General features: G+C 69.7%; 26 protein-coding genes and 1 pseudogene. 15 read left to right on the forward strand and 12 right to left on the reverse strand.

Features of this window, described 5'->3' with window-relative positions; all coding sequences use genetic code 11:
• Positions 1 to 272 precede the first annotated feature (272 nt).
• Positions 273 to 1,112 (forward strand): SDR family oxidoreductase, encoded by an 840-nt coding sequence (locus tag H629_RS0111960; protein ID WP_024357485.1) that lies wholly within the window; start codon positions 273 to 275, stop codon positions 1,110 to 1,112.
• 42 nt (positions 1,113 to 1,154) lie between these two features.
• On the opposite strand, the gene H629_RS0111965 is transcribed toward H629_RS0111960, so the two are convergent.
• Positions 1,155 to 2,183, reverse strand: a complete 1,029-nt coding sequence (locus H629_RS0111965; RefSeq protein WP_024357486.1) for an NYN domain-containing protein — start codon at positions 2,181 to 2,183, stop codon at positions 1,155 to 1,157.
• 144 nt (positions 2,184 to 2,327) lie between these two features.
• Here H629_RS0111965 and H629_RS0111970 point away from each other — a divergent pair, with 144 nt between their 5' ends.
• On the forward strand, positions 2,328 to 2,807 hold the full coding sequence (locus tag H629_RS0111970) for a DUF2975 domain-containing protein (RefSeq protein WP_024357487.1): 480 nt from the start codon (positions 2,328 to 2,330) through the stop codon (positions 2,805 to 2,807).
• Positions 2,807 to 3,031 carry a helix-turn-helix domain-containing protein gene (locus H629_RS0111975; protein ID WP_024357488.1) on the forward strand — a complete coding sequence of 75 codons (225 nt, stop codon included), beginning with the start codon at positions 2,807 to 2,809 and terminating at the stop codon, positions 3,029 to 3,031. Before H629_RS0111970 ends, H629_RS0111975 begins: the two co-directional genes overlap by 1 nt.
• Positions 3,032 to 3,068: 37 nt before the next feature.
• Here the strand turns inward: H629_RS0111975 and H629_RS0111980 are convergent, their stop codons facing one another.
• Positions 3,069 to 4,568: a lipase maturation factor family protein gene (locus tag H629_RS0111980; RefSeq protein WP_024357489.1), complete on the reverse strand. Its 1,500-nt coding sequence runs from the start codon at positions 4,566 to 4,568 to the stop codon at positions 3,069 to 3,071.
• 162 nt (positions 4,569 to 4,730) lie between these two features.
• Between H629_RS0111980 and H629_RS0111985 the strand changes: the two genes are divergently transcribed.
• From H629_RS0111985 to H629_RS15685, 4 genes are read left to right on the forward strand one after another with little or no spacing between them, the layout of a single operon-like run.
• Entirely contained in the window at positions 4,731 to 5,756 is a 1,026-nt protein-coding gene (locus H629_RS0111985; protein ID WP_024357490.1) for an ABC transporter substrate-binding protein, read from the forward strand.
• Positions 5,753 to 6,589: an ABC transporter ATP-binding protein gene (locus H629_RS0111990; RefSeq protein WP_024357491.1), complete on the forward strand. Its 837-nt coding sequence runs from the start codon at positions 5,753 to 5,755 to the stop codon at positions 6,587 to 6,589. The genes H629_RS0111985 and H629_RS0111990 overlap by 4 nt, the downstream gene beginning before the upstream one ends.
• 3 nt (positions 6,590 to 6,592) lie before the next feature.
• Complete coding sequence (locus tag H629_RS14255) at positions 6,593 to 7,885, forward strand: ABC transporter permease subunit (protein ID WP_240471104.1); 1,293 nt, start codon at positions 6,593 to 6,595, stop codon at positions 7,883 to 7,885.
• On the forward strand, positions 7,801 to 8,265 hold the full coding sequence (locus tag H629_RS15685; RefSeq protein WP_240471105.1) for an ABC transporter permease: 465 nt from the start codon (positions 7,801 to 7,803) through the stop codon (positions 8,263 to 8,265). The genes H629_RS14255 and H629_RS15685 overlap by 85 nt, the downstream gene beginning before the upstream one ends.
• 15 nt (positions 8,266 to 8,280) lie before the next feature.
• Here H629_RS15685 and H629_RS0112000 read toward each other — a convergent pair whose 3' ends face one another.
• Positions 8,281 to 9,327, reverse strand: a complete 1,047-nt coding sequence (locus H629_RS0112000) for a glycosyltransferase family 4 protein (protein ID WP_024357492.1) — start codon at positions 9,325 to 9,327, stop codon at positions 8,281 to 8,283.
• Positions 9,328 to 9,504: 177 nt separating this feature from the next.
• On the opposite strand from H629_RS0112000, the gene H629_RS14870 reads away from it, so the two are divergent.
• Positions 9,505 to 9,972, forward strand: coding sequence for an SRPBCC family protein (locus H629_RS14870; RefSeq protein WP_024357493.1), 468 nt, complete (start codon positions 9,505 to 9,507; stop codon positions 9,970 to 9,972).
• Here H629_RS14870 and H629_RS0112010 read toward each other — a convergent pair.
• Positions 9,858 to 10,859: a hypothetical protein gene (locus H629_RS0112010; RefSeq protein WP_024357494.1), complete on the reverse strand. Its 1,002-nt coding sequence runs from the start codon at positions 10,857 to 10,859 to the stop codon at positions 9,858 to 9,860. The genes H629_RS14870 and H629_RS0112010 overlap by 115 nt on opposite strands.
• Positions 10,860 to 10,957: 98 nt before the next feature.
• Here H629_RS0112010 and H629_RS0112015 point away from each other — a divergent pair, with 98 nt between their 5' ends.
• The 5 genes from H629_RS0112015 to H629_RS0112035 all read left to right on the forward strand — a co-directional run bounded on the left by H629_RS0112015 (position 10,958) and on the right by H629_RS0112035 (position 15,031).
• Positions 10,958 to 11,146: a DUF4177 domain-containing protein gene (locus tag H629_RS0112015; RefSeq protein WP_024357495.1), complete on the forward strand. Its 189-nt coding sequence runs from the start codon at positions 10,958 to 10,960 to the stop codon at positions 11,144 to 11,146.
• Complete coding sequence (locus tag H629_RS0112020) at positions 11,143 to 11,682, forward strand: DUF2165 family protein (RefSeq protein WP_024357496.1); 540 nt, start codon at positions 11,143 to 11,145, stop codon at positions 11,680 to 11,682. The genes H629_RS0112015 and H629_RS0112020 overlap by 4 nt, the downstream gene beginning before the upstream one ends.
• A 247-nt stretch (positions 11,683 to 11,929) precedes the next feature.
• Positions 11,930 to 13,288: a COG1361 family protein gene (locus H629_RS0112025; protein WP_024357497.1), complete on the forward strand. Its 1,359-nt coding sequence runs from the start codon at positions 11,930 to 11,932 to the stop codon at positions 13,286 to 13,288.
• Complete coding sequence (locus H629_RS0112030; protein WP_024357498.1) at positions 13,288 to 14,484, forward strand: RNA polymerase sigma factor; 1,197 nt, start codon at positions 13,288 to 13,290, stop codon at positions 14,482 to 14,484. Before H629_RS0112025 ends, H629_RS0112030 begins: the two co-directional genes overlap by 1 nt.
• A gap of 136 nt (positions 14,485 to 14,620) precedes the next feature.
• Entirely contained in the window at positions 14,621 to 15,031 is a 411-nt protein-coding gene (locus H629_RS0112035) for a hypothetical protein (RefSeq protein WP_024357499.1), read from the forward strand.
• Positions 15,032 to 15,038: 7 nt separating this feature from the next.
• On the opposite strand, the gene H629_RS0112040 is transcribed toward H629_RS0112035, so the two are convergent.
• Complete coding sequence (locus tag H629_RS0112040; RefSeq protein ID WP_024357500.1) at positions 15,039 to 15,698, reverse strand: DJ-1/PfpI family protein; 660 nt, start codon at positions 15,696 to 15,698, stop codon at positions 15,039 to 15,041.
• Between the two features lie 184 nt (positions 15,699 to 15,882).
• On the opposite strand from H629_RS0112040, the pseudogene H629_RS15690 reads away from it, so the two are divergent.
• Positions 15,883 to 16,149 (forward strand): annotated as a pseudogene (locus tag H629_RS15690) (AraC family transcriptional regulator); the annotation flags it as partial.
• A gap of 193 nt (positions 16,150 to 16,342) precedes the next feature.
• Positions 16,343 to 16,831, forward strand: a complete 489-nt coding sequence (locus H629_RS15695; protein ID WP_240471106.1) for a GlxA family transcriptional regulator — start codon at positions 16,343 to 16,345, stop codon at positions 16,829 to 16,831.
• Positions 16,832 to 17,021: 190 nt separating this feature from the next.
• On the opposite strand, the gene H629_RS0112050 is transcribed toward H629_RS15695, so the two are convergent.
• The 7 genes from H629_RS0112050 to cofE form a co-directional block, all read right to left on the reverse strand.
• Complete coding sequence (locus H629_RS0112050) at positions 17,022 to 17,888, reverse strand: nitrilase-related carbon-nitrogen hydrolase (RefSeq protein ID WP_024357502.1); 867 nt, start codon at positions 17,886 to 17,888, stop codon at positions 17,022 to 17,024.
• 60 nt (positions 17,889 to 17,948) lie between these two features.
• Positions 17,949 to 19,106 carry an ABC transporter substrate-binding protein gene (locus H629_RS0112055; protein ID WP_024357503.1) on the reverse strand — a complete coding sequence of 386 codons (1,158 nt, stop codon included), beginning with the start codon at positions 19,104 to 19,106 and terminating at the stop codon, positions 17,949 to 17,951.
• Positions 19,107 to 19,153: 47 nt separating this feature from the next.
• Positions 19,154 to 19,972 (reverse strand): ABC transporter permease, encoded by an 819-nt coding sequence (locus H629_RS0112060; protein WP_024357504.1) that lies wholly within the window; start codon positions 19,970 to 19,972, stop codon positions 19,154 to 19,156.
• Positions 19,972 to 20,760: an ABC transporter ATP-binding protein gene (locus H629_RS0112065; RefSeq protein WP_024357505.1), complete on the reverse strand. Its 789-nt coding sequence runs from the start codon at positions 20,758 to 20,760 to the stop codon at positions 19,972 to 19,974. Before H629_RS0112065 ends, H629_RS0112060 begins: the two co-directional genes overlap by 1 nt.
• Positions 20,753 to 21,583: an ABC transporter permease gene (locus H629_RS0112070; protein ID WP_024357506.1), complete on the reverse strand. Its 831-nt coding sequence runs from the start codon at positions 21,581 to 21,583 to the stop codon at positions 20,753 to 20,755. The genes H629_RS0112065 and H629_RS0112070 overlap by 8 nt, the downstream gene beginning before the upstream one ends.
• Positions 21,584 to 21,822: 239 nt before the next feature.
• Positions 21,823 to 22,518: a glycosyltransferase family protein gene (locus H629_RS14630; RefSeq protein ID WP_161608027.1), complete on the reverse strand. Its 696-nt coding sequence runs from the start codon at positions 22,516 to 22,518 to the stop codon at positions 21,823 to 21,825.
• A gap of 33 nt (positions 22,519 to 22,551) precedes the next feature.
• On the reverse strand, positions 22,552 to 23,331 hold the full coding sequence (gene cofE / locus H629_RS0112080; RefSeq protein ID WP_029746940.1) for a coenzyme F420-0:L-glutamate ligase: 780 nt from the start codon (positions 23,329 to 23,331) through the stop codon (positions 22,552 to 22,554).
• Between the last annotated feature and the right edge of the window lie 39 nt (positions 23,332 to 23,370).

Genomic DNA, 23,370 nt, shown 5'->3' on the forward strand with positions numbered 1-23,370 from the left:
CGCTCCGAGCGGCCTTCCGCCGAGAGGCGTTTCTGCGGTCCGGTTCTTTCATGCCCGGCGCACCGAGCCCGGCGTCTCGTTGCACGCCCGACGCCCGGCCCTCGCGTTCGGCCCGCACGCGCGGCGGTTGTCCGATCCGCCGGCCGGCGTGATACTGGAGCCGTGGACGGCGTCGACGTGCACCCGGGCCAGGCCGTTCCACCGGCGCGCACCGGCACTCCGGTGCGGCCCGGCGCCTCGCGCGCGGGGCGATTCCCCGGAAAGGAACCACCATGTCACGCACCTACGTCATCACCGGCGCCGCCTCCGGCATCGGCAAGACCACGGCCGAGCTGCTGCGAGCCGAGGGGCACACCGTGATCGGCGTCGACCTCGCGGGCGTCGAGGTCGACGGCGACCTCTCGACGGGCGCGGGTCGTCGTGCCGCGGCCGAAACGGCGACGCAGCAAGCGGGGGGCGCCGTCGACGCGGTGATCGCCTGCGCGGGCCTGTCGCTGCCGAAGGCCGTCACCGCGTCGGTCAACTACTTCGGCATGACCGAGTTCCTGGAGGCGATGCGGCCCGCCCTCGCGCAATCGCCCGCGCCGCGCGCGGCCCTGGTGTCGTCGCTCTCGTCAGTGCAGCCGGTGTTCCCGCCGCTCGTCGACGCATTCCTGCGCGACGACGAGGCAGCTGCGGTCGGCATCGCCGAGGAGCTCGCCCAGAACGAGCAGACCGGCGGACTCATCTACGCGTCCTCGAAGCAGGCGATCTCGCGCTGGGTGCATCGCGAGGCGGTGACCGAGCGCTGGGCCGGGGCGGGCATCCCGCTGAACGCGGTCGCGCCCGGCGTCGTGAACACCCCGATGACGGCCGAGCTGCGCGCAACGCCGGGCGGCACGGCCCTGATCGACGCCGTGGTGCCGATGCCGCTGGGCTACCACCAGGAACCGGAGAGCATCGCGAAGCTGCTGATCTGGCTCACCTCGGTCGACAACACGCACTGCTGCGGGCAGACGATCTACTGCGACGGCGGCGCGGAGGCCGTGCTGCGCGGTGAGGACGTGTGGTCGTGGAACAACGACGCGATCGCGCAGAAGTTCACGGCGCTTTTCTCGCAGCTCGGTCGCTGAGCGAGGCGGCCCGCTCGGCGGCGCAGCCGAGCGGGCGGGCCGTCACGGGGTCTGATCCCGCAGGCGCACGAGGCGCTCGTGCCCGGTCTCCTCGAGCTCGGCGACGTCGGAGCGCGACTTCAGGAAGTCCGAGAAGGATCGGAACCCGAGCGCCTTCTCGTTGAACGACGGATCCATCCGGCGCATCTGCTGCTTCACGGCCGAGCTGTGCAGCCACCCGGAGTCGTCCTGCTCCTGCCCGAGCCAGAGCGCCCGGATGAGGAGGCCGGTCACGGCGATGTCGGCATCGTCGTCGTGCTCGTCGGCGAGGTCGTCGTGGAGTTCGGGATCGGCCTCGACCAGCGGCTCACGGCCGCTCCGCGAGGAAGCGCGCCGGCCGGTCGCGGGGGTCTCGGCGCTCGGATCCGCAGCATCGACAGCATCGATCACGGCGGAATCGCGCGAGGCGGCCACGGCCTTGCCGCGCTTCTGGCGCTTGGATGGCTGCTCCTGCTCGCGTCGGGGCAGTTCGACGCCGGGCAGCGAGTCGTACGACGCGAACTCGTCGCAGGCGGCGGTGAGCGCCTTCGCAGTGGAGCCCGCGACGCCGATGCCCACGACGTAACGGCCGAGCCGCTTGCAGCGCTGCGCGAGCGGCACGTAGTCGGAGTCGCCCGCGACGATCACCACGTGGGTGAGGTCGTCGAGGCGGAACATGTCCTCGACGGCGTCGACGGCGAGCCGGATGTCGGCACCGTTCTTGGCGTAGGCCGCGGCCGGGAAGAGCTGCACGAGGTCGACGGCGCGGGCGACGAGCTGTGCGCGGTAGTCGGCGTTGATGGGCGACGACCAGTCGGCGTAGGCGCGGGTGAGCACGAGCGTGCCGAAGGAGGAGGCGTAGTCGATGACCGCGCCGACGTCGACGACGGCCGCCCGCAGGCGGGCCGCGATCTCGGCGTCGGATGGATCTTCCGCGATGCGCTGCCGATCGCGGGCGTAGGAGTTGCGACCGTGCACCCGGTCGTACCAGGAGAGCACGATGTTGTCGAAGTCGAGGTAGACGGCCACGCGGCCGTTCTGAGTATTCGCCACGGTCTCAGTCTGCCAGGCGAGGGGAGGCTTCGCGCGTCCGCGGCGGGGCTCACAGGGCATGCGGAGCCGGCGGGGGCAGCGGTGGCTCAGACCGCCAGACCAGAATCTATTGAATTTCGATAGATAGTGAGCGATAATCAGCTTATGCTGCACTCACGATTGATCGTCTTCCTGCTTCGCGCCGTGCTCGTCGTCGCCGCGCTCTGGCTCGTCGTGATCCTCACCCTGTCCATGCCCGGCGGGCTCTCCGACGAGCCGGCACCCATGCGGATTCCAGTGCAGATCGCGCTCTCTGCGGTGATCCTCTGCGTGCTGGCGGTGATCGTCTGCATCTGGCGACTGCTCACGCTGCTGCGTCGCGACCGCATCTTCAGCGGGGCGTCGCGCCGCTGGGTCGACGCGATCGTGTGGGCGCTCGGCATCGGCTGGTCGGTGCTCGCGGTGCTCGCGATCACAGCGACGTCGATCATCTACTTCACTCCGGAGCTGCGCGACCCCGGCGTCCCCATGGTGCTGTTCGGGATCGTGGTGCTCGCGGCCGTGCCCGTACTGCTGATGCTCGTGATGCGGGGGCTGCTCCGCCAGGCGACGGACTATCGCGCCGAACTCGAAGAGGTCATCTGATGGCCATCGTGGTGCGCATCGACGTCGAGCTCGCGAAGCGCAAGATGAGCGTGGGCGAGTTCGCCGAGCGCGTCGGCCTGACGCCGGCCAACATCGCCGTACTGAAGAACGGCCGCGCGAAAGCCGTGCGCTTCACCACCCTCGACGCGATGTGCCGGGTACTCGGCTGCCAGCCGGGCGACCTGCTGGAGTGGGTGCCGGACGACGATACGACCCCTGCCTGAAGCCGCCGCGGCACCCCCGATCGCCGACCGGGCCGCCTCAGACGAGGTCACCCAGCCGCACCGGACGCACCAGCACGCTGCGGCGATCCCGCACCCACACTACGCCGGCAGCCCGGTGCTCGGCACGGGACGCGAAGCGGTAGCGGTACGACACCACGCGCACCCACCGCGGGCGCTCGCCCCGGAACGGGTCGTCGGCGAGCAGTGCGAGCGTCGGCGCATCGGCCTCCAGCAACCGCGCCACCAGCGCGACGAACCAGTCATCGAGCGAGCGGCCGAGCGGCAGGAACCACATCAGCCAGTCGAGCCGCAGGTGATAGGGCGCGAACTGCCGCGGCACGCGCCGCACATCGCCCGGTTTGCCCTTGAAGCCGTACTCGCGCCACTCCGCGGTCTCGGCATCATCGCCGACGGTGCCCTCGATCACGTATTCGACGCGTTCCTTCGTGACGGTGCCGAACGCGCCGTACGCGTTTGCGAGCTGCCAGCGGTTGAAGCTCGCGTTCATGAGCTGGCGGCTCGCGAAGAGGTTGCGCAGCGCCTGCCGGCTCAGCACCACGATGAGCAGCGCGACCGCCGAGGTGAGCCCGAACCAGACGGGCGGGAGACCTCCGAGCCAGGCGGGCGCACCGGATCCGCCGCCCGCCCCGGCACCGCCTGGCACCCCGCTCCCCGGCACCGAGACCGCGGAGCAGGCCAGCACGATGGTCGCCCAGTTGAGCCACGCGAAGTTGCCGGTGATCACGAGCCAGAGCTGCGTCGCGATGATGATGGCGGCGGCAGCGGTGCCGACGAGTGCGGGCGCGGGGCCCGGGAGCCAGAGGCCGAGGATCGGCGCGAACAGGAAGAACGGCACCACCAGCTGCGCGAAATGGCTGCCGATCGCCTCTGCGCGGTGAAACCAGCCGGGCAGCAGATGCGCCTGCCGGCTGAGCGGCCCCGGCATCGGCTGCGTCTCATGGTGATACATGAGGGCCGTCAGATCGCGCCATTCCCGCCCGCCGCGCATCTTGATCATGCCGGCGCCGAATTCGAGACGGAACACGAGCCACCAGAACAGCACGATCACGACGGCCGGCGGCGGCTGATCCCGCGACCCCAGGAACGCCGCGAGGAACCCCGCTTCGAGCAGCAGCATCTCCCACCCGAAGCCGTAGAAGGTCTGGCCGATGCTCGTGATGGAGAGGTAGCCGGACCACAGCAGCAGGAAGCACAGCATCGGCGCCCAGGGCACCGTCAGCTGGGGCACGCCCGCGATGAGCAGCGCCGCGAGGGCGATGCCGATCCAGCAGAGGATCGCGAGACGCCGATCGCTGTACCGGATGCGCCGGAACAACGTGGGGCGCAGCAGCTTCGCCCGCGACGGCGACGACGCCGCCCACTCGAGCAGACGCGGGACGGGCAGCAGGCCGCGCTCCCCGAGCAGGGGCCTGAACTGGCACAGCGTCGAGACGAAGGCCACGAGGTAGAGCGCGGCGATCCCCCGCTGCAGCACCTCCCGCGCGAACCCGAAATCGATCGCCACGAACCCGTCCATGCCGCCGAGGCTACGCTTCCCGGACACGCCTGACCAGGGGTTGCCACAGCTCGGGAGGCCGCCGCAACCCCCTGAGGGGTGCGCGATCGCGCACTTAGACTGTGGGCACGCGCCGGGCGCGATGTGGCCCCGAGCGCGCAGGAGTCGATCTTCGGAGGCCGCATGTCAGCACCAGCTCTCACCCGCCGCGCACTGCTGGGGAGCGCGGGCGCGCTCGCTCTCGGCGGTCTCGTGGGATGCGCCCGCGGCTCCGCCCCCGCCGGCGGCCCGGCGGAGGTCACCTACCAGCTGTCGTGGACGCACTCGGTGCAGTTCGGCGGCACGTATCTCGCGCAGGATCGCGGGCTGTTCGACCAGCTCGACCTCTCGGTGCGGCTCGCGGCGGGCGGCCCGAACGTGGCTGGCGACACGAGCACGGTGAGCGGCGCCGCGCTCATGAACATCTCCGCCGCCGACGGGGTGGCGCGCTCGAACGCCGAGGGCGCCGACCTCGTCATCATCGGCGCCCAGTACCAGAAGAGCCCGGGTACGATCCTGTCGCTCGCCGACGCGCCGCTGCAGCAGCCCGGCGATCTCGCGGGCGCCCGGATCGGCGTGGCGGGCACCGACACCCCCGCGCTCGACGCCTTCCTGGCGCTGAACGACCTCGACGCCGACGACGTGGAGTTCGTGCCGAGCCAGTACGATCCCGCTGTGCTCACCGCAGGCCAGGTCGACGGCCTCTTCTGCTTCTACAACGACCTGCCGGTCGCTCTCGCCGTGCAGGGGGTCGAGGCGCACTCGATGCTGCTGGCCGACTTCGGATACAACCCGATGAGCCAGACCTACACGGTGCTGCGGTCGAGCCTCGACGACGAGGAGCAGCGCGACCGGATCGTGCGGCTGATGCGCGGCGATGCCCAGGGGTGGCAGCTGTATCAGCAGGATCCGGCGGCCGCGGCCGAGCTCGTCGTGGAGATGTACCCCGACGCGGGGCTCGATCTCGCCACCCAGCGGAAACAGGCGGAGGTGCAGCTCGACATCATGTTCTCGGAGGCGACCGACGAGTTCGGCTTCGGCTGGTTCACCGGAGAGCAGGTGGATCAGAACCTGCGCCTGTTCGAGGTGCTCGGCATCGAGGGCGCGACGGAACAGCTGTGGGATCACTCGATCCTCGAAGAGGTCTACGAGAACGGTCCCACCGCGTGAGTGCCGCCGAGGCCGCGGCCGACGTCGGTTCGGGCGCCGGGGCCGCGAGCGCGGCCCCGCAGGTGGTGTGCACGGCGCTCGCCAAGACCTTCCCCGCCGGGCGCGAGGCCCTGCGCGTGCTCGACCCCCTGGACCTGACTCTCGAAGCGGGCTCGGTGACGGCGCTCGTCGGCCCGTCGGGCTGCGGCAAGTCGACGCTGCTGCGCATCATCGCGGGCCTCGAACGGCCCGATACCGGCGGATCGGTGCGGATCGGCGGCGACGATCCGGCTGCGGTGCGCCGCCGGGGCGAACTCGCGATCGCCTTCCAGGACGCATCGCTGCTGCCCTGGCGCACGACCGCGGGCAATGTGGCGCTCGCGCAGCGCCTCGCGAGGCGGCCCGTCGACCGCGAGCGCATCGCCGAGCTGCTGCGACTGGTCGGCCTGGAGGGCTTCGAGCAGGTGCGACCGGCGCAGCTGTCCGGCGGCATGCGGCAGCGCGCGGCGATCGCCCGCTGCCTCATCACCGAACCGCGCCTGCTGCTGCTCGACGAGCCCTTCGGCGCCGTCGACGAGCTCACCCGCAGGCGGCTCAACATCGAGCTGCCGCCGCTGTGGTCGGGCGCGCAGACCACCACCCTGCTCGTGACCCACTCGATCTCGGAGGCGGTGCTGCTGGCCGATCGGGTGCTCGTGATGTCGCCGCGACCGGGCTCGGTGGTGGCGGACATCCCCGTCGATCTCGAACGCCCGCGCAGCCTCGAACACGTCCACAGCGCTCGGTTCGCCGAGCTCACCGAGCGCATCGGCGCACTGCTCGGCGTCGACGAACCTGCCGGCGCACGGGGCTGAACGATGGTGCTGACCGCGACCCGGGCCGAGCGCCGCGGGACCGGGCCCGGCGACGGAGCCGGGCCCGGCGATGACGCCCGCGGCCCGCGCCGCCGAGCACGGCGCTGGGCAGCGGTGCTGCGCACCGTGCTCGGCTGGCTCGTGGTGATCGGCGTGTGGGAGCTGCTGGGGCGCACGCTGCTCGCCGGGCGGCACCTCATCGGCACCCCGTCGGGCATCGCGGTCAAGCTGGTCGAGAACGCCGAGGTCTACGGCCGCGGGCTGCTGTTCACCTCGCGCGAGGCGCTGGCCGGCTACCTGCTCGGCAACCTCGCCGCGGTCGCGCTCGCGCTGCTGGTCGTGCTGCTGCCGGGCGTGGAGCGCCTCGTGCTGCGCTTCGCCCTCGTGGTCTACTGCCTGCCCCTCGTGGCGCTGGGCCCGCTGCTGCGGCTCGTGTACGGCTTCGGCGACGGGCCGCAGATCACGCTCGCCGCGCTGGCGGTCTTCTACCTCACGCTCGTGCCACTGCTCGTGGGGCTGCGCGCGGTGCCCCGCTCGTGGCTCGACCTCACCGCCTCCTACGGCCGCGGACGCTGGACCACTCTCGTCACGGTGCGGGCACGGGCGGCGCTGCCCTACCTGATGGCGGGTCTGCAGGCCTCGGTTCCCGCGGCGTTCCTCGGCGCGCTCGTCGGCGAGTTCACGGGTGCCGAGCGGGGGCTCGGCGTGCTGTCGATCCTCGCCCTGCGCAGCCTCGACACCGACGGCCTGTGGGCGCTGATGCTGCTGAGCGCGGCCGTGTCGCTCATCGGCTACGGCGTCGTGTCGGCGGTCGCGCGTCGCGTCGCGCCCGATCGGCCGACGGTGCTGCTCGCGCCGCCCGGCTCGGCCCCGCGCCGGTCCCCGCTGGCGCGCTGGGGGCGGGCCGTCGGAGGGGTGCTCGCGACGACCGCGCTCGTGCTCGTCGTGTGGGTCGCCCTCTTCGAAGCGCTCGACCTCAACCCGTACTTCGCGAAACGGCCGTGGGATGTCTGGGACTGGCTCGTCGCCTCGGGCGACGCGGGCGAGCACCGCGCCGAACTGCTCGCGGCCACGGGCGAGACCGTGGCCGTGGCGATCCCGGGCTACTTCGCGGGCCTCGCGACGGGGCTGCTGCTCGCGGTCGCGTTCTCGCTGTCGTCGCGGGTGCGCCGCGCACTCACCCCGGTCGCGGTCGCGCTGCGGTGCGGTGCGTGCCCATCATCGCGATCGCTCCCCTGCTGGTCGCCGCCCTCGGCCGCGGCCCCTTCGGCACCGCCGTGGTGGTCGCCATCATGACGTTCTTCCCCACCCTCGTCTCGTGCCTCTACGGTCTGCGGCAGCTCCCGGGCCAGGTCGCCGACGTCTTCGCGAGTTATGCGGCGTCCTCGCCGCGGGTGCTGCTGCTCGGCCGGCTGCCCGCGATGGCGCCCGCGTTCTTCTCGGCCGCCCGCATCGCGGCACCCACCGCGCTGCTCGCCGCCACGGTGGCCGAGTGGCTCGCCACCGGCACGGGGCTCGGCAACCTGATGGCGGTCGATGCGGCGACGAGCCGCTACACCTCGCTGTGGGCGACGGTGGTGGTGGTCACCCTGCTCTCCCTCGTCGCGTACGCGCTCGTCGAGTTCGTCGAGGCGCGCGTGCTGGCCCGGGTCGCGCCGGAGCAGACCCGGTGGTGAGGGCGGCGTGCAGCGTCAGGGGTGCGGATCCGCCCCGTCGAACGCCCCCGCGATGATCCGCGCTGCGGCCTCCCAGGCGGGCAGCCGCGTCCGCTGCGCGGCCGCCCGATCCCGCCACCGCTCGCGGAGCGCGGGATCGGCGAGCCAGTCGTGCAGCACCCGCGTCAGCCGACCGGCCTCCCCCGGCGGGAACACGGCGCCCGCGCCCTGCTGCGCCTCGGTCGCGCCGGTGCCGAGGGGCACGATCGAGGGGATGCCCCGACCCAGCGCCTCGCTGACGACCATGCCGTAGGCCTCGGCGCGCGCAGTGTGCACCAGCAGATCAGTGCGACGCCAGATCTCGTCGAGCTCGGCCCCCGCGCGCGGGCCCGTGATCTCGATGCGATCCGCGAGCCCCGCCCCGGCGACGCGCCGCCGCAGCTCATCGCCGAGATCGGCGTCAGCGAGCGGGCCCACCAGCCGCGCCGTCCACGGCAGCCCGCGCAGCGCGACGAGCGCCGCGACGAGGGTGAGCGGATCCTTCGTCTCGGTGACGCGCGCCAGCCAGAGCAGCGCGGGCGCCCGACCGTCGCGCTCAGAACCCGGCGCCGGATCCGCCATCGCGACCCCGGGCACCGCGACCAGCGCGTCGCGCCGGCCGTACCGCCGCGCCACCTCGCGCGCGGTCCACGCGCTCGTCGCGACGACGGCGCTCGCCGCCCGCACGGCCCGCCCCTCCGACGCGGCGAGCGCGTCACGATCATCGCTCGGCAGGGAGAGGTCGTCGGCGGGGAAGTAGTGCATCAGCACGACCACGGTGCGTCCCTCCCCCGTCGCGGCCTCGATCGCCTCGGGTGCCGCCGCGGCCACGATGTTGTCGACCAGCCAGAGACGTTCGGCCTGGAGAAGCGTCGCGAAGCGCTCGCGGTCGCCGGGGCCGGGCACCGGCCACGCCCCGACGACGGGGTGCTCGCGCAGCTCGATCCCGCGCCTTCGCAGCTCGGCCGAGACCTCGTCGTCGTAGCGGTTGCCGCCGCTCGCCACGTCGCTGCGCCACCGCGCGAAGCCGATCCCGTGCCCCATGCCGCCTCACCCCGTTCGCACCGCCCGGCGTCGGGAGCGACCGCCGCCCCCTCGCCTCTGCGCCTCACCGCCGATCCTAGGTTCGCGCGCGAAGCATGACGAGGGGCTTGTGGCAAGGGCATTTCGCTGCCACCGAACTCCCGTGACTGCGCGCCGGCGCTGCGGCAGGGTGGAGGCATGACTCCCACCGAGACCCGCACCGTCGTCACCCGCACCATCGACGCGCCTACGAAGGCCATCTTCAATCTGCTGACACTGCCGGCCCGGCATCCCGAGTTCGACGGCTCGGGCATGGTGCGCTCCGACGAGAAGTCGCAGCGCATCCAGGGCGTGGGCGACGTCTTCGTCATGAACATGCACCGCGAATCCGTGGGCGAGTACCAGATGCACAACCATGTCACCGCCTACGACGAGAACAAGATGGTCGGCTGGCAGCCCGCCCAGGCCCACAACCCCGACGAGCCCGACGGCTGGGAGTGGCTCTACGAGCTCGAGGCGATCGACTCGGGATCGACCCTGGTCACCCTCAGCTACGACTGGTCGCGGGTGACCGATCCGCAGCTCGTATCGATCTTCCCGGGCGTCTCGGAGGCGCAGCTCGAAGAGTCGCTGAACCTGCTCGCAGCCGCGGTCTCCGACGCCTGATCGGAGACCGCGAGATCGGGCGTGCGCCGCGATCCGCGCCGCACCGAGCCCGCCGCGCGCTTCGCCGAGCGCCCCACCGCGCCCGCGCCCGCCGCGATCGAACCGCCCGCGGTGCGCGCGCCGCGCAGGATGCGGCGCTCGATCCGCTCCGCACCCTCGCGGGGTGCGAGCTCCGGGGCGAAGCCAGCGGGCGCCGGGCCGAAGGAGCGGCGCGAGGCCGCGACCACGCGGCGCCCCAGGATGTGATTGCCCGCGCCGCCCACCGCGGCTCCGATGCCGAACGGCAGCGCCTTGCCCACGATCGAGCCGCCGCCGATCTTCGCGAAGTGGTGCACGAAGGAGCGCTGCAGCTTGTCGAGCACCGGCCGCACCGCGCCGCGCGGCAGTGACTTCGTCACCACCTCGCCCCAGAACCCCGATCGTCCGATGCCGCCGCCCGCGACCTGCTTCGTGAACTGCCCGAGCAGCTCCCCCGCCTCCTGCCCGAGCATGAGCGTCATCACGAGCATCCGGGCGCGGTCCGGGTTCTCGACCGGAATGCCGTGCACCTCCGCGACCGACTGCGCGAACAGGGCGGTGCTCTCCAGGAAGCCCACCGTCTCGACGCCCGAGAGCGCGAGCGTCGCCGGTGTGCTGATCGCGGGGATGACGGCCGTCGCACCGACCGCGGCACCACCGCTCGTGATCGCGAGCAGGTAGCGGCGCTCCAGGATGCGGATCACCTGATCCGGTGCGGCCTGCGGGTGGCGCAGGCGCACGCTGCGGATGTGCGCGAGCACCACCGGGCGCTGCACCGCGAGCGCACGGTCGAGCGCACGGGCGAAGGCGGGGCGGTGCTCCGGAGGTTCTGGCGCCGTGACGACGACGGCGTGCTGCAGTTCGTTCACGCGGCGATTGTACGGAGCGGAGGTGGAAGCCCGGGGAATGCGTTCGGAGGCGTTGACTCCCCCGCGCCGCGGTGCCAGGGTGGAGATGGAGGTGCGCCATGCGCGAGTACTCGTTCGTCAGCATTCCGATCACGCGCCGCCGCGAGGGCGCGGCGCTCGAAGTCGACTACCGCGACGTGATCCGCGAGCGGGCCGAGCACGGCTGGGAGTTCGTCCAGGCGATCCCATTCGACGCGCACGCCGATCCGCGTCTCGATCTCGTCTTCACCCGGAAGGGGCCACGATGAAGCATCCGCTGCGCCTGCTGCAGGCGTTCACACTGTTCTCGGCCGGACTGTTCGGCCTGTTCGTCTTCGCCGGCAACCTCATGGACTACGACTCGAACCACCAGTTCGTGAAGCACGTGCTCTCGATGGACACCACCTTCGAGGGCAACGCGCTCATGTGGCGCGCGATCACGGCGCCCTGGGTGTGGACCCTCGGCTATATCGGCATCATCGTGGCCGAGGGCGCGTTCGCGGCGCTCGCGATCGTGGGCGCGGTGAAGCTGTTCATGCGGCGCGCGGCCGGGGCCGCCGAGTACGACGCGGCGCGTAAGTGGGGCTACGCGGCCTACGCGCTCGGTTTCGCGATCTGGTTCATCGGCTTCATCGTGGTCGGCTCGGAGTGGTTCGCGATGTGGCAGTCCGACACGTGGAACGGCAAGGACACCGCGATGGGCATCGTCACGCTGTGGGCCGGCTTCGCCGTGCTGCTCGCGATGAACGAGCCGCGCGAGACTAGGGCGCAGGAGGGCGAGCCGCTCGCACGCGAGAACCGGTAGGCACGGAGCGGCGGCGGCGCGGTGCGCCCCGCGCGCGGAGCGCACCTCAGCCCGCCGACGAAAACGCGTAGTGCTCGGCGGCCTCGGCCACTCGGTGGTTGTGCTCGATCGTGTCGTTGCAGGCGGCGACCGCCTCCGCACCTGGCAGCCCGGAAACCGCTCCCGTGCAGAGAAATCGCCTAAGCTGGCTTCGGACATTGGGGGGTGTCATGCCGGGCAGGGGATCGCACATCGCGAGCGGCGATACATGAAACGCGCGCTCCCCGCCCTATTCGCGGTCGTCATCGGTCTCGGTTCGGTCGTGGGGCAGCCGCCGGCTCAGGCGCTCGAGCCCGCCTTCATTCCTGCTCGAGCGACCCCCTCGGTCGAGGCGGGCCACACGAGGCTCCTCTCGGCAGAAGAGCCGCCCGCAGGTCCTTCGGAGGCACCGACCGAGGGCGGGCAGGGCGGCCCTCCGCCCGGCACGACGACCGCTCCGAACCTGCAGGTCTCCCTCATGCTCGGCTGGTTGGGGCCGGGCAACCCCGTGCAGGTCACGGTGATCGTGCACAACGACGGGGCCGGCACCTCGACCGGCCACACCCTCGGCTTCGCACCGCAGGAGGGCAGCGACCGGCAGGTTCTGGTCGATGCGGACTGCACCGGCTCGCCCATGAGCGGATTCCGCTGCGTCGGCGGCGCGCTGCAGCCGGGCGAGAGCCGGTCGTACGACTTCCGCTTCTCGCTGCCCGCAGCGGTCGAGGCCTGGCCCCCGTTCTGGACTGCGGCGGTGACGGGTGCCGAGCCCGATGCGGTCGAGCACGACGACCGAGCGGGGTTCGAACTGCCCGACTCCACATTCGTGCGACTCGAAGCCGACATCAAGACGCGGGTCGACGACACCGACGGCGACGGTCGCGCGACCCCCGGCGAACCGATGGAGGTCTACGTCTACTTCGCCAACACCAGCGAGTACGAGCTCGAAGAGCCGCTCGTCGCCGTCACCGGCGCCGTCTGGGACCACCGGCGCCTGCCGCAGACGATCGCCCCAGGCGAGGAGATGACGGTGCGGTTCGATGCCACCGTGCCAGACCTCGGCGCGGACGCGTCGAGCGGTGTCGAGGCCAACGTCACCGCCCGCGCGGTCGGGGCCACCGTCAGCACGTGGAGCGGCACGCTGATGCTGATCGGCCCCTACGCGGCGCCGAACCCGGAGGGGATCGACGGCGAGCAGAACGGGGCCGTGAAGCACGAGGTCATCGGCGCGCCGGCCGAGACCCTCGACGAGGTCGTGATCCGATCCGCGCCCCTCTCGAGTGACCTCGCGCCCGTCGAGACGCGGGAGGATCCGCCCCTCCTCGGCGTCCCTCCGACTCCGAGGGAAGCCCCGGCCGAGCTCAGCCCGATCCACACCGAGCAGTCGGCGTCGGCCACGCGAGAACGGCCCCTCGCCCCCGCACCGGCGCAGGCGCCCTCGGGCGAGCGGGGCCCCCTGAGCGTCACCGGCTCCGACCCCCTCAGAACGTCGATGCTCGGGGTGCACGTGCTCGTCGCCCTCGGGATCGTGTTCGCCCACGTCGGCCTCTCGCGGCAGACACGCAGAACGCGGGCGGGAATCGGGTCCTGATGTCGGATCCCACTCCTGAGACGACGGCGCGCGGCGACGACCGCGTCCGTGACGACCGCGTCCATGACGACCGCGTCAGAGAAGCGCCCGGCCCCGGCCCCGAGCTCACCGACGAGGAGCTGTGCCGACTCGTACGCGACGGGGAGGCGTGGCCGCTCGAGACGCTCTGGCAGCGCCACAGCGCGGTCGCGCGATTCTGGGCGGCGAAGAAGGATCCGGGGGCCGCCGAGGACATCGTCGCCGAGGCGTTCGCCTCGGTGTTCCAAGCGCTGGTCGGGGGCGGAGGCCCCTCCGCGTCGTTCCGCGGATACCTCTACAAGACGATGAACTCGCTGCTCGCCACGCACTGGAGTTCGCAGCGGCGTATACATCAGCTCGACGGCCTCGGGGGCTTGCCCGCCGATGACGTCGAGAGCTCGCCGGAAGCGCTCGGCGACGCTCAGGAGCAGCGCGCCGCCGCCGCAGCGCTGCTGGAGCTGCCCGAGCGGTGGCGCGACGTGATCGTGGCCGTCGATGTCGAGGGGCGACCGGTGCAGGACGTCGCCAGATCGCTCGGTCTCTCCCCGAACTCCACCTCCGCGCTGCTCAAGCGGGCTCGCGGCGGGCTGCGCAAGGCGTGGATCCAGCGCCTGCACCGGCCGGCCTCCGCGTTGCCCGACGACTGCGCGAGCGCGGTCGAGCACTTCGGCATCATACGCTGGGGCAAGCCGGGCGCGCGGCGGAGAACCGCGGCCGAGCGTCACCTCGCCACCTGCGACTCGTGCCGCTCACGGTACGCGCAGTTCATCGAGCAGGCCACCACCGTCGGCCTGGGGATCGCCGGCCTGCTCGCGCTCACCCGCGAGTGGCGGCAGAAGCTCATCCCCGCCCTGGCCACCTCCGCGACCGTGGTCGCCTCGTTCTCGATCACCGCCACGATCGACCCGGCACCCCTCGGGCCGGCGCCGGGCCCCGCGCCCGTTGAGGTCGACGAGTCGCCCGCTCGAACCGGCTCGGGGACGTCCGGCGCGGACGGCCGCACCGTGGGTTCGGAGCCGGGATCGGGCGACCGGCCTGCGGATCCGAGCGTCGCCGCCGAGCCGGACCCCGGAGCCGACATCCCCGAGGACGAGGAAGAGGAGGAGACCACGATCCTCTACTTCGGGGACTGGACCGGCTGGAACGAGGAGGAGCAGCGCTTCGTCATCGCACCGTGACGCCTCGGCCGCGAGGGGCACCGCGCTGCGCGGGACGCCGAGCACCGCATCTCGATCAGGAATCGAGAAGTGCCCCCATCGGCCCGCCGGTTAGCCTGGGCCGAACACGAATCGACGCGAGGAATGAGGGCGGAAGATGGCTGAGAAGGAGAAGGCCGGGTTCTCGGCGCAGGAGCGGGCCGCGATGAAAGAGCGGGCCGCCGAGTTGAGGGCCGAGGCCAAACGCGAGAAGGGCGCGAAGAAGGCTGCAGCCGAGGAGGCGGAGCTGCTCGCCAAGATCGAGCAGATGCCCGACGGCGACCGGCAGATGGCGCAGCGGGTGCACTCGATCGTCGCGTCGGGGGCCCCCGACCTGGCGCCGAAGCTCTACTACGGCCAGCCCGGGTATGCGCGGGGCGGCAAGGTCGTGGTCTTCTTCCGCAGCGGTGCCCACGAGCTCTCCGTCGGTCTCTGCGAACTGGTAATCGGCCTCGATGGTGCCGAGGGGCGTCTTCATACGCAGGTGCCAGGAGCCAATGATCGTATTCATGCGTGTTCCGTTCAGTAGATGGGGGTCAGGCAGCGGTTCGCTGGGCTGATTTCCACGGGGTGCCGCGACGTTCGTATTCGAAGAGTTCCTCGACGGCGAGCGCAGCTGGGGCCCCGAAGTCGCGCTCGAGCAGATAGAGCGCTACATCGATGCCGGAGGTGACCCCGCCACCGGTGACGAGGTCGCCATCGTCGACGACACGCGCGCGCACGACCTCTGAACCCGTGGCGTCGAGCAAATCGAGACCCAGCACATGAGTTGTGGCGGCACGGCCTTCGATGAGGCCGGCCATCGCGAGCGCGAGAGATCCTCCGCAGTGCGCGACGACGGTGATGCTCGGGTGAGCGAGTGCTCGTGCCACGAGCGACATGGCGTCGCTTCCGGCGAACTTCCCGAGGAGCACAGGGATTGTTTCGTCTCCCGCATCCGGGTCGCCGTCGACCGGTCCTGCAACTCCGGGCACGAACACGTATCCCGGAGCGTCAGGATCGAGTGTCCGCGTCGCGGTGAGCGAGATGCCGGCGACGCCTGATCGCACAGCGCCGGCCCCGTCCACACTGACGAGTTCGATCGTTATCGGCCCACCCAGGAAGTCGTTTGCGGCTGAGAACGCCTCGAGCGGAAGGAGCACATCGAGTGGATCGAATCCGTCGAAGAGCACGAACTGTGCATGAATCGTGGACATGGGGACACGTACCTCGCTGACATCGGTCTTGAACAGTGCTGGTTCCAGTCTTCCCGCCGACACCGCGCCCCACAGCGGCAATTTAGACAGCTATCGCCTGCATCTCGCCAACACCTATCGGCCCTAGGATGCTGGAATGTACACCGTCGCCGTGCTCGCGCTTCCAGATGCCATTGCGTACGATATGGCCATCCCCGTGGAGACGTTCGGACGCGTTCGACTACCCGACGGAAGGCCGGGCTACCGGGTCATCGTCGCAGGTCACGCGGGTGAGGTTGCTGCGGGCGCCATGACACTCCGAGTGGATCATGGACTCGACGCGCTAGATCGGGCTGATCTGATCGTCGTGCCCCGGCGCAATGATCCTGCACCACCGTCCCCACCGGAGGTGCTGGCAGCGCTTCGCCGCGCGCATGAACGCAGGACGAAGATCGCTTCGATCTGCGTCGGCGCGTTCACGCTGGCGGAGACGGGACTGCTCGACGGCTTGGAAGCAACCACGCACTGGCTCGGGGCGGATTGGTTCGCCAAACGATTCCCCGCGGTCAAGCTGCTGCCCGATCTGCTGTACGCCGACAATCACATCAGCGGGCGCATCGTCGGGCATCGACCTGTGTCTGCACATCGTGCAGCAGGACTACGGCATGGCTGTTGCGGCGGATGCCGCCCGTCTGGCAGTCGCCCCCTTGCACCGCTCCGGCGGGCAGGCGCAATACATTCTCCGCAACCGCCCCAGTTACCAGACCGCAACCCTGGAGCCCGTGCTCGCCTGGATCGAGCATCATGCCCACGAGGATCTCACGCTCACCGATGTCGCCCGAGTCGCGGGATTGAGCACGCGCACGCTGGCGCGACATTTCACGGACGAAACCGGGCAGTCTCCCATGCAGTGGGTGACCGGGGTGCGACTGCGCCACGCGCAGGAACTTCTCGAAACCACCGATCACACCATCGACCGCATCGCCGCCCAGTGCGGCTTCTCCTCCACGAGCAACTTCCGCGCGCAGTTCGGGCAGTCCGTGGGCGTCAGCCCGGGTGAGTACCGCAAGACCTTCCGCCCCGCCCCGGGCTCGATCGCCGGAGCGAAGACGGGCGAGCATCCGAAGACGCACCGGGCGCACACTCCGACATGATCGCGAGCAGGGAGGATGTCTCAGCTCTTGGTGAGCCGAGCTGCGCGTGCTCGGCTCTCGAGCTCTGTTCTGATCGGGGGTGAGCGGCTCACGGGACACCAGAGAGGTTTCTTCTCCCGACTCTGAACCATCGGCCTCGACATAGCGCCGCGCGTCAGCCCCGGTGTCGCGGCAAGAGCTCGGGGGCTGGTCAGGCGAGACCGGTCTCGACCTCGCCGAGGGAGTACTGGGAGATCCTGCGATCCCCGAGCGGACGGTTGAACGGATCGTTGCGCCGCTGCTCCCGCGAGCCGACGGGATCGATGCTCGCGGTGATGACCTCTTCCGCATCGCCGGCCGTTGCGAGGAGCCACCCCGTGTGATCGGCGATCGCGCTCCGGCCGATGAATTCCTGCCCGCGCTCCACTCCGAACCGGCTCGAAGCGGCGACGTACATCTGATTGCTGTGCGCCCCTGCGGTGACCATGACGTGGGCGAGCGGCGGCATGTCGGCGGGCTGGTGGGGGTTCGGAACCCAGTCGCTCGGCGCGAGCGCGAGGTCGGCGCCCTGCACCGCGAGACTCCGGAAGCTCTCGGGAATCCAGGCGTCGTAGCAGATGAGCATACCGACGCGACCGAAGGGCGTCTCCACAACCGGATAGCCGAGATCGCCGGAATCGAAGGCGAGGTTCTCGGTGTTCCAGAGGTGCACCTTCCGGTACAGGCTCTTCACCCCGTCCGGGGCGATGAGTACCGAGCTGTTGTAGAGGGCGCCGTCTGCGGTGGATTCCCCGAACCCACCGCAGACCCAGATGCCGAGTTCGGCCGACAGCTTCTGCCACGCCGTGATCGTCGGGCCGCCGACGAGCGGCTGCGCCGCCCGCTCCGACTCGCCTCTGTCAGCGAAGGCCCAGCCTCCGCTTGCGCACTCGGGGAGCACGACCAGCTCGGCACCGCGAGCAGCCGCCTCGCGAATGCCCCGCTCGGTGCGATCGATGTTGCCCTCGATGTCTCCGAGCTCGGGATCCATCTGCGCGCACGCGACAGTGATCCCGGTCGACGCTCGACGCTGACTCATGGGTCGTCCTCCCTTCCGAGTCCGGCAGCCGATGGGCTGCCGGACTCGGATTGATTACTGCTACTTGCCACCCTCGGTGAGGGTGACCTTGATCGGCTTGAACCCTGCCCCGATGACGTCGACGTCGGTGTCGGCGAGCAACTTGAGCGCGGCATCATGGGCTGAGCTGTCGACCACGTCGCTCTCGCTCGCCGGGTTCTTCAACGTGCCGCCGTCGATCGCGATCTCCACGGTGCGCTCGAAGTCCTCGGGGTTCACGGTGCCGATCGGCGTACCGTTGTCGGTCCAGATCAGCTTGTTCACCTCGTTCATCATCCAGAGCTGGTGCGTCGCACCCAGCGCACTGCCCCGCTGGAGCACGATGTCGACGCACTCCTGCGCGTTGTCGCGGCAGAAGGCCCAACCCTCGTAGCTCGCAGCCAGGAACCGGGCCGCGATGTCCTGATTCGCCTCGTCCTCGAGCCAGGCGCCCTGGGCGTACACTCCGTCGGCGAGGGTGTTGTAGCCGAGCTCCTGCAGGTTGAACATGGTGAAGTCGTCCTCGGTGTAGAGCTCACCGGTCTCGGGATTCACCGTCTCGAGCAGCTGCGCGTACTCGTTGATGGTCAGGGCCTGCACCGAATCCGCTTCACGGTTCAGAAGCAGGGACATGTCGAACGGCTGCTGCACCACATTGACGTCGGTGTCCATGTTGATGCCCGACCCCGCGAGCGCGGCGCGGAGGGTGAGGTCGTTTCCGCCGCCCCAGGCGCCGAGGGTCGTGCCCTTGAGATCGGCGAGCTCGGTGAACCCGGAATCCGCCCAGGCGACCTGCAGGTAGCTGTTGTTCTGGTAGATCTGGCTGATGAGCTTGATGTCCGCGCCCTCCTCGCGCGACGCCAGGCTGCGCGGCAGCAGGCTGACACCGAACTCGGCGTTGCCCGAGGCGACCACCTGGTTCGGGACGACGTTCGTGCCGCCCTCCTGGATGGTGACTTCGAGGCACTGATCCGCGTAGTAGCCCTTGTCATCGGCGGCGAAGTAGCCGGCGAACTGAGCCTGGGTCAGCCACTGCAGCACGACCGTGACCTTGTCCACGCTCTCGCAGTTCTCGTTGGCGGGCTTGGACTGCCCGCCCGAGCCCGTATCCGACATCCCGCTGCAACCAGCGAGTCCGATGGCGAGCGCGGCGACCGCGCCCATGGTGGTGAGCGTTCTGAGCCCATTCGTGAACTTCATAAGAGAGTCCTTTCACAGAGGGAACTGCATTGAGTGTGTGTGTCGAATCATTGGGAGGATTTCCAGGGGATGATGAGGCGCTCGAGGAGCAGCACTCCGAGATAGACGAGGATGCCGAGCGCACTCGCGGCGAAGACCGCCGCCCACGTCAGCGCGAACTGGGAGATGGCGGCGGAGTTCGCGATCATCACACCGAGGGCGTTCGCGGTGCCGCCGAAGTACTCAGCCACGATGATGCCGATGACCGCGAGCGACGCACCGACCTTCAGCCCGTCCACGAGCGAGGGAAGGGCGCCGGGGATCCGCACGAAGAGCAGGGTCTGCCAGCGGCTCGCTCCGAGCGACTGCATGAGCTCCGCGTGCAGCGGATTCACCGAGAGCAGACCGCTCGTCGTGTTCACCATGACGGGGAAGAAGACCATGATCGCGGCGATCGCGATCTTCGAGAAGAGGTTGGTCGCACCGAACCAGGCGTTGAAGATCGGGGCGAGAGCCACGATCGGAGCACAGCTGATCACCGACACGATCACGAGCACGACCTTGGAGGATCGCTCGAAGATGCTCACGATGAACGCGGTGATCACCGCGAGCACCGAGCCGAGCAGAATGCCGCCGACCACCGCGATGGCGGTTACCCGGGACGCGGAGATGATGATGCCGAAATCGCTCACGAACCGCGCGAAGATCACGCTCGGCGCAGGAAGGATGAACTGCGGGATCTCGGCCAGTCGAACGATCAGCTCCCACCCGAGCAGCACGATGACTCCGACGACGAGGGGCGGTGCGATGGTGGAGACGAACTTTCCCGGACGCGCGCGTCCACGCGAGGTCGGCCTGAGGCCGATGACTTGAGTTGCGGTGCTCATCACACACCCGTAACCGTCGGCTCGAGCACTGCGTGGAGCGCCTCGCGCACCTGGGTTTCGACCTCGTAGAACCTCTCGGTCGAACGGGTATCGTCGGTGCGAGGGAAGGGGAGATCGATCGGAATCCGCGTCGCGATGCGGCCGGGTCGGGGCGACATCACGACCACCTCGGTGGAGAGGAACGTCGCTTCCGACACACTGTGGGTGACGAAGACGATGGTGGTGCTGGTCTCCCGCCAGATGCGGAGCAGCTCTCGCTGCATGTGCTCGCGGTTCATCTCGTCGAGGGCGCCGAGGGGCTCGTCCATGAGCAGGATCTTCGGCTCGAACGAGAGCGCGCGCGCAATGGCGGCCCGCTGCTGCATGCCGCCCGAGAGCTGCCTCGGCCGGTGCTCTTCGAAGCCGTCGAGACGCACGAGCTTGAGCAGATCCTTCGCCCGCGCCGCGCGCTCGGCCTTCCCCACTCCCGCCACCTGCATCGGCAGTTCGACGTTCTTCTGAATCGTGCGCCAATCCATGAGACCCGGCTGCTGGAATACCATGCCGTAATCGCGATCCTTTCGGCTCCTCCTGGCTTCCTTGCCGAGAACCTGCACCGATCCCTCGTCACCGTCGAGGAGGTCGCCGATCACGCGCAGCAGCGTGCTCTTGCCGCACCCCGAGGGTCCGAGCAGTGAGACGAAGGCGCCCTGCTCGATGTCGAGACTGACGTCCGAAAGCGCGGGGATCGTTTTTCCCGATACGTGGAACGTCTTGCTGACGTTCTGGATGGAGATTGCGCTAGCCATTCGTGTTCCTCTTCCTCAATACAATGAACTCGATCAATGCGACGATCTGCACGAAGAGAATGCCTCCGAGCGATGCGACGAGAACCGCAGCGAAGAGATTCTCGGGTGCGTTGGTGAAGTAATAGGCGGCCGTGAGGATCGCCCGGCCGATGCCGAGGCCCGTTCCCGCAGAGAGCTCGCCGACGATCGCGCCGACGACCGAGGAGATCGCCGCGAGCCTCAGGCCGATGAACAGATACGGTAGTGCCGATGGGAATCGGAGCCACCAGAGCACCTGGGTCCGCGACGCGGAGACCGATCGCATGAGCTCCACCTGCACCGGATCGGGACTGTTCAGTCCGGTGATCATGTTGATGACGATCGGGAAGAAGGAGAGATAGGCCGCGATGACGGAGACCGCCACCCAGCTCGGGAGACCCGCGGACCCCATCCAGACGACGATGATCGGAGCGAGGGCGACCAGGGGGATCGTCTGGGAGATCACCAGCCAGGGCAGGACGCCCCGCTCGATGATCTTCACCTCTCGCAGCACCACGGCGAGCAGGCATCCGATGACCGTGGCGATGAGGACGCCGATAGCGGACTCGCGGAGCGTCACGGAGAGCTCGGTGAGAAGATAGCTCAGCAGCGTGGCGCTGCCGGCGCCGGACACGGGCGCGAAGAGCGCTCCGATGATCGTGGAGATGTGCGGCATTGCCGCATCACTCGAAGAGATCGGAAGCGGGATACCGGTGAACGGAATCCGATCTCCGGTCAGCTGCCCGAGGGCCTTGTAGCCCTCCCAGAGCAGTGAGAAGCCGATGAGCACACCGAGTGTGATCAAAACGAAACGGTAGATCGGTCTCAATGCTCTCCGCAGCCCGGCAGCGGAGCTGCGGGGTTTTCCCTGCTCAAGCGACACAGACATCGTCTGCGTAACTGATTGCGTCATTACAACTCCCGTAGTTGAACCGTTGGTTCTGTTTACAATAGCGCCTTTGTCGGCGCAACGGAATATCTTTTATTCATTAGTAACAAGACCGAAACACGGCGCCACCCAAGAGAACAGAACTATCGGTTCACTTAGGATCGGCTGCTGAGTTCGAGGTGCGCCGGAGACGCCTCGGAGCGTGTTTCGTGAGCGAGAGCGCTCCGCTCGGCTCTCGCGAGCAGCTCGCCGACCGCCGCCTGCTGTGGCGAGCGCAGGTAGGTCGAAACCTGTTCCCAGGTATCGAGATCGCGTCGCATCCCGTGCTCGCGCGGAAGATCCAGCGAGGCGAATCCATGGAGTCGATGCAGCAGCGCGGAGCCCGGGCCGAATCTCGGGGCGCGGAATGCGCCGCCGAAGAACGCGAGCGCGGTGGTGCCCGCACCGGATTCGTCGGCGACGAACGCATCCGCTCCGAGCTCCTCGACTGCGAGCAGGGCGTCCGAGACCTCTCCCCGTTCGACGAGCGGAAGATCGGCGTGGAGCACGAGGATCCTCACCGGATCCGCGGACGCCCTCCTCGCGCCGTATCCCAGCTCGAGAAGCCCCCGTTCGACTGCGGTGTTGAGCCCCGCAGGCCGCGACTCGCGCAGCACCGACGTCTTCGTCGACGCCGCGAAGGATTCGCCCGTCTCATCGGTGACGACGAGCACCGAGGAGATCTCCGGCACCGACTCGAGCACGGCTATCGTCCGCAGCGCGAGCAGCCGGGCGAGCTCGGTCACCGCCGGATCGTGGCCGGAGCTGCGCAGGCGGGTCTTCCCCTGCTCGAACGCGCGCAGGGGCACCACCGCCCGCCAGCTCCCCCCGCCGCCCATCGCGCATCACACGTCGCGCACTGCCCGCGCGCGACGTTCTCCCTCCGCGATCGCCTCGTTCGCACCCATGCGGAAGAGATCTTCCTCCGGAGCGCGAACGATCGAACGCGCTCCTTCGACGAACCGCACACCGACGTGCTGGGAGAGCCCACGAATGACCGCCACCGGGAGATTCGAAGCCTTCCCCTTGACGAGATCCGCGGCTGCGGCCATCTCATCCCCGACGCAGCGCTGCGTCACGACGAGCGGTTTCCCGTTCGCATCGACTCCGCCTCGCACATCGTCGATCATCTGCACCCGAGCCGCGCCGATCGCCATATCGGTCTGCCCGATGCGCCACGCCCGGCCCGCGGTATCGCTGACGACAACGCCGACAATCCTGCCCGTGAGTCCTTCGAGCTCCTCCGCGATGCGTGCGGCAGAGCGATCCGGGTCCTCGGGCAGCAGCAGCAGACGCTCGCCCGCGACGTTGCTCTCGTCGATGCCCGCAGCCGCCATGACGAGACCGAGGCGGTTCTCGACGATCGCCGAAGCGCCCGAGCCGGGCAGCTTCGCCACCACCCTCACCGTCTCGGCCGCGATCGCGGCGGCTTTCTCCGAAGCCGGCAGGAATCGATCCTCGACCTTGGAGACGATCTTGCTCGTCACGACGAGCACATCGCCGTCGCAGAGACCGGAGAGCTGCTCGCACCCGTCGAGAGCTCTCACGATCTCTGCCGCGATCGACATGCCCGGCGCGAACTCGGGAAGACCCTCGACCGGGTGGATCAGCAGCGGCCGGGGCATCACCACGCCTCGCCGAGAGCCTCGTGCCGTCCGGCTCGG

The sequence above is a fragment of the Leucobacter chironomi DSM 19883 genome (genome assembly GCF_000421845.1).
In the GTDB taxonomy this organism is placed as follows: Bacteria; Actinomycetota; Actinomycetes; order Actinomycetales; family Microbacteriaceae; genus Leucobacter; species Leucobacter chironomi.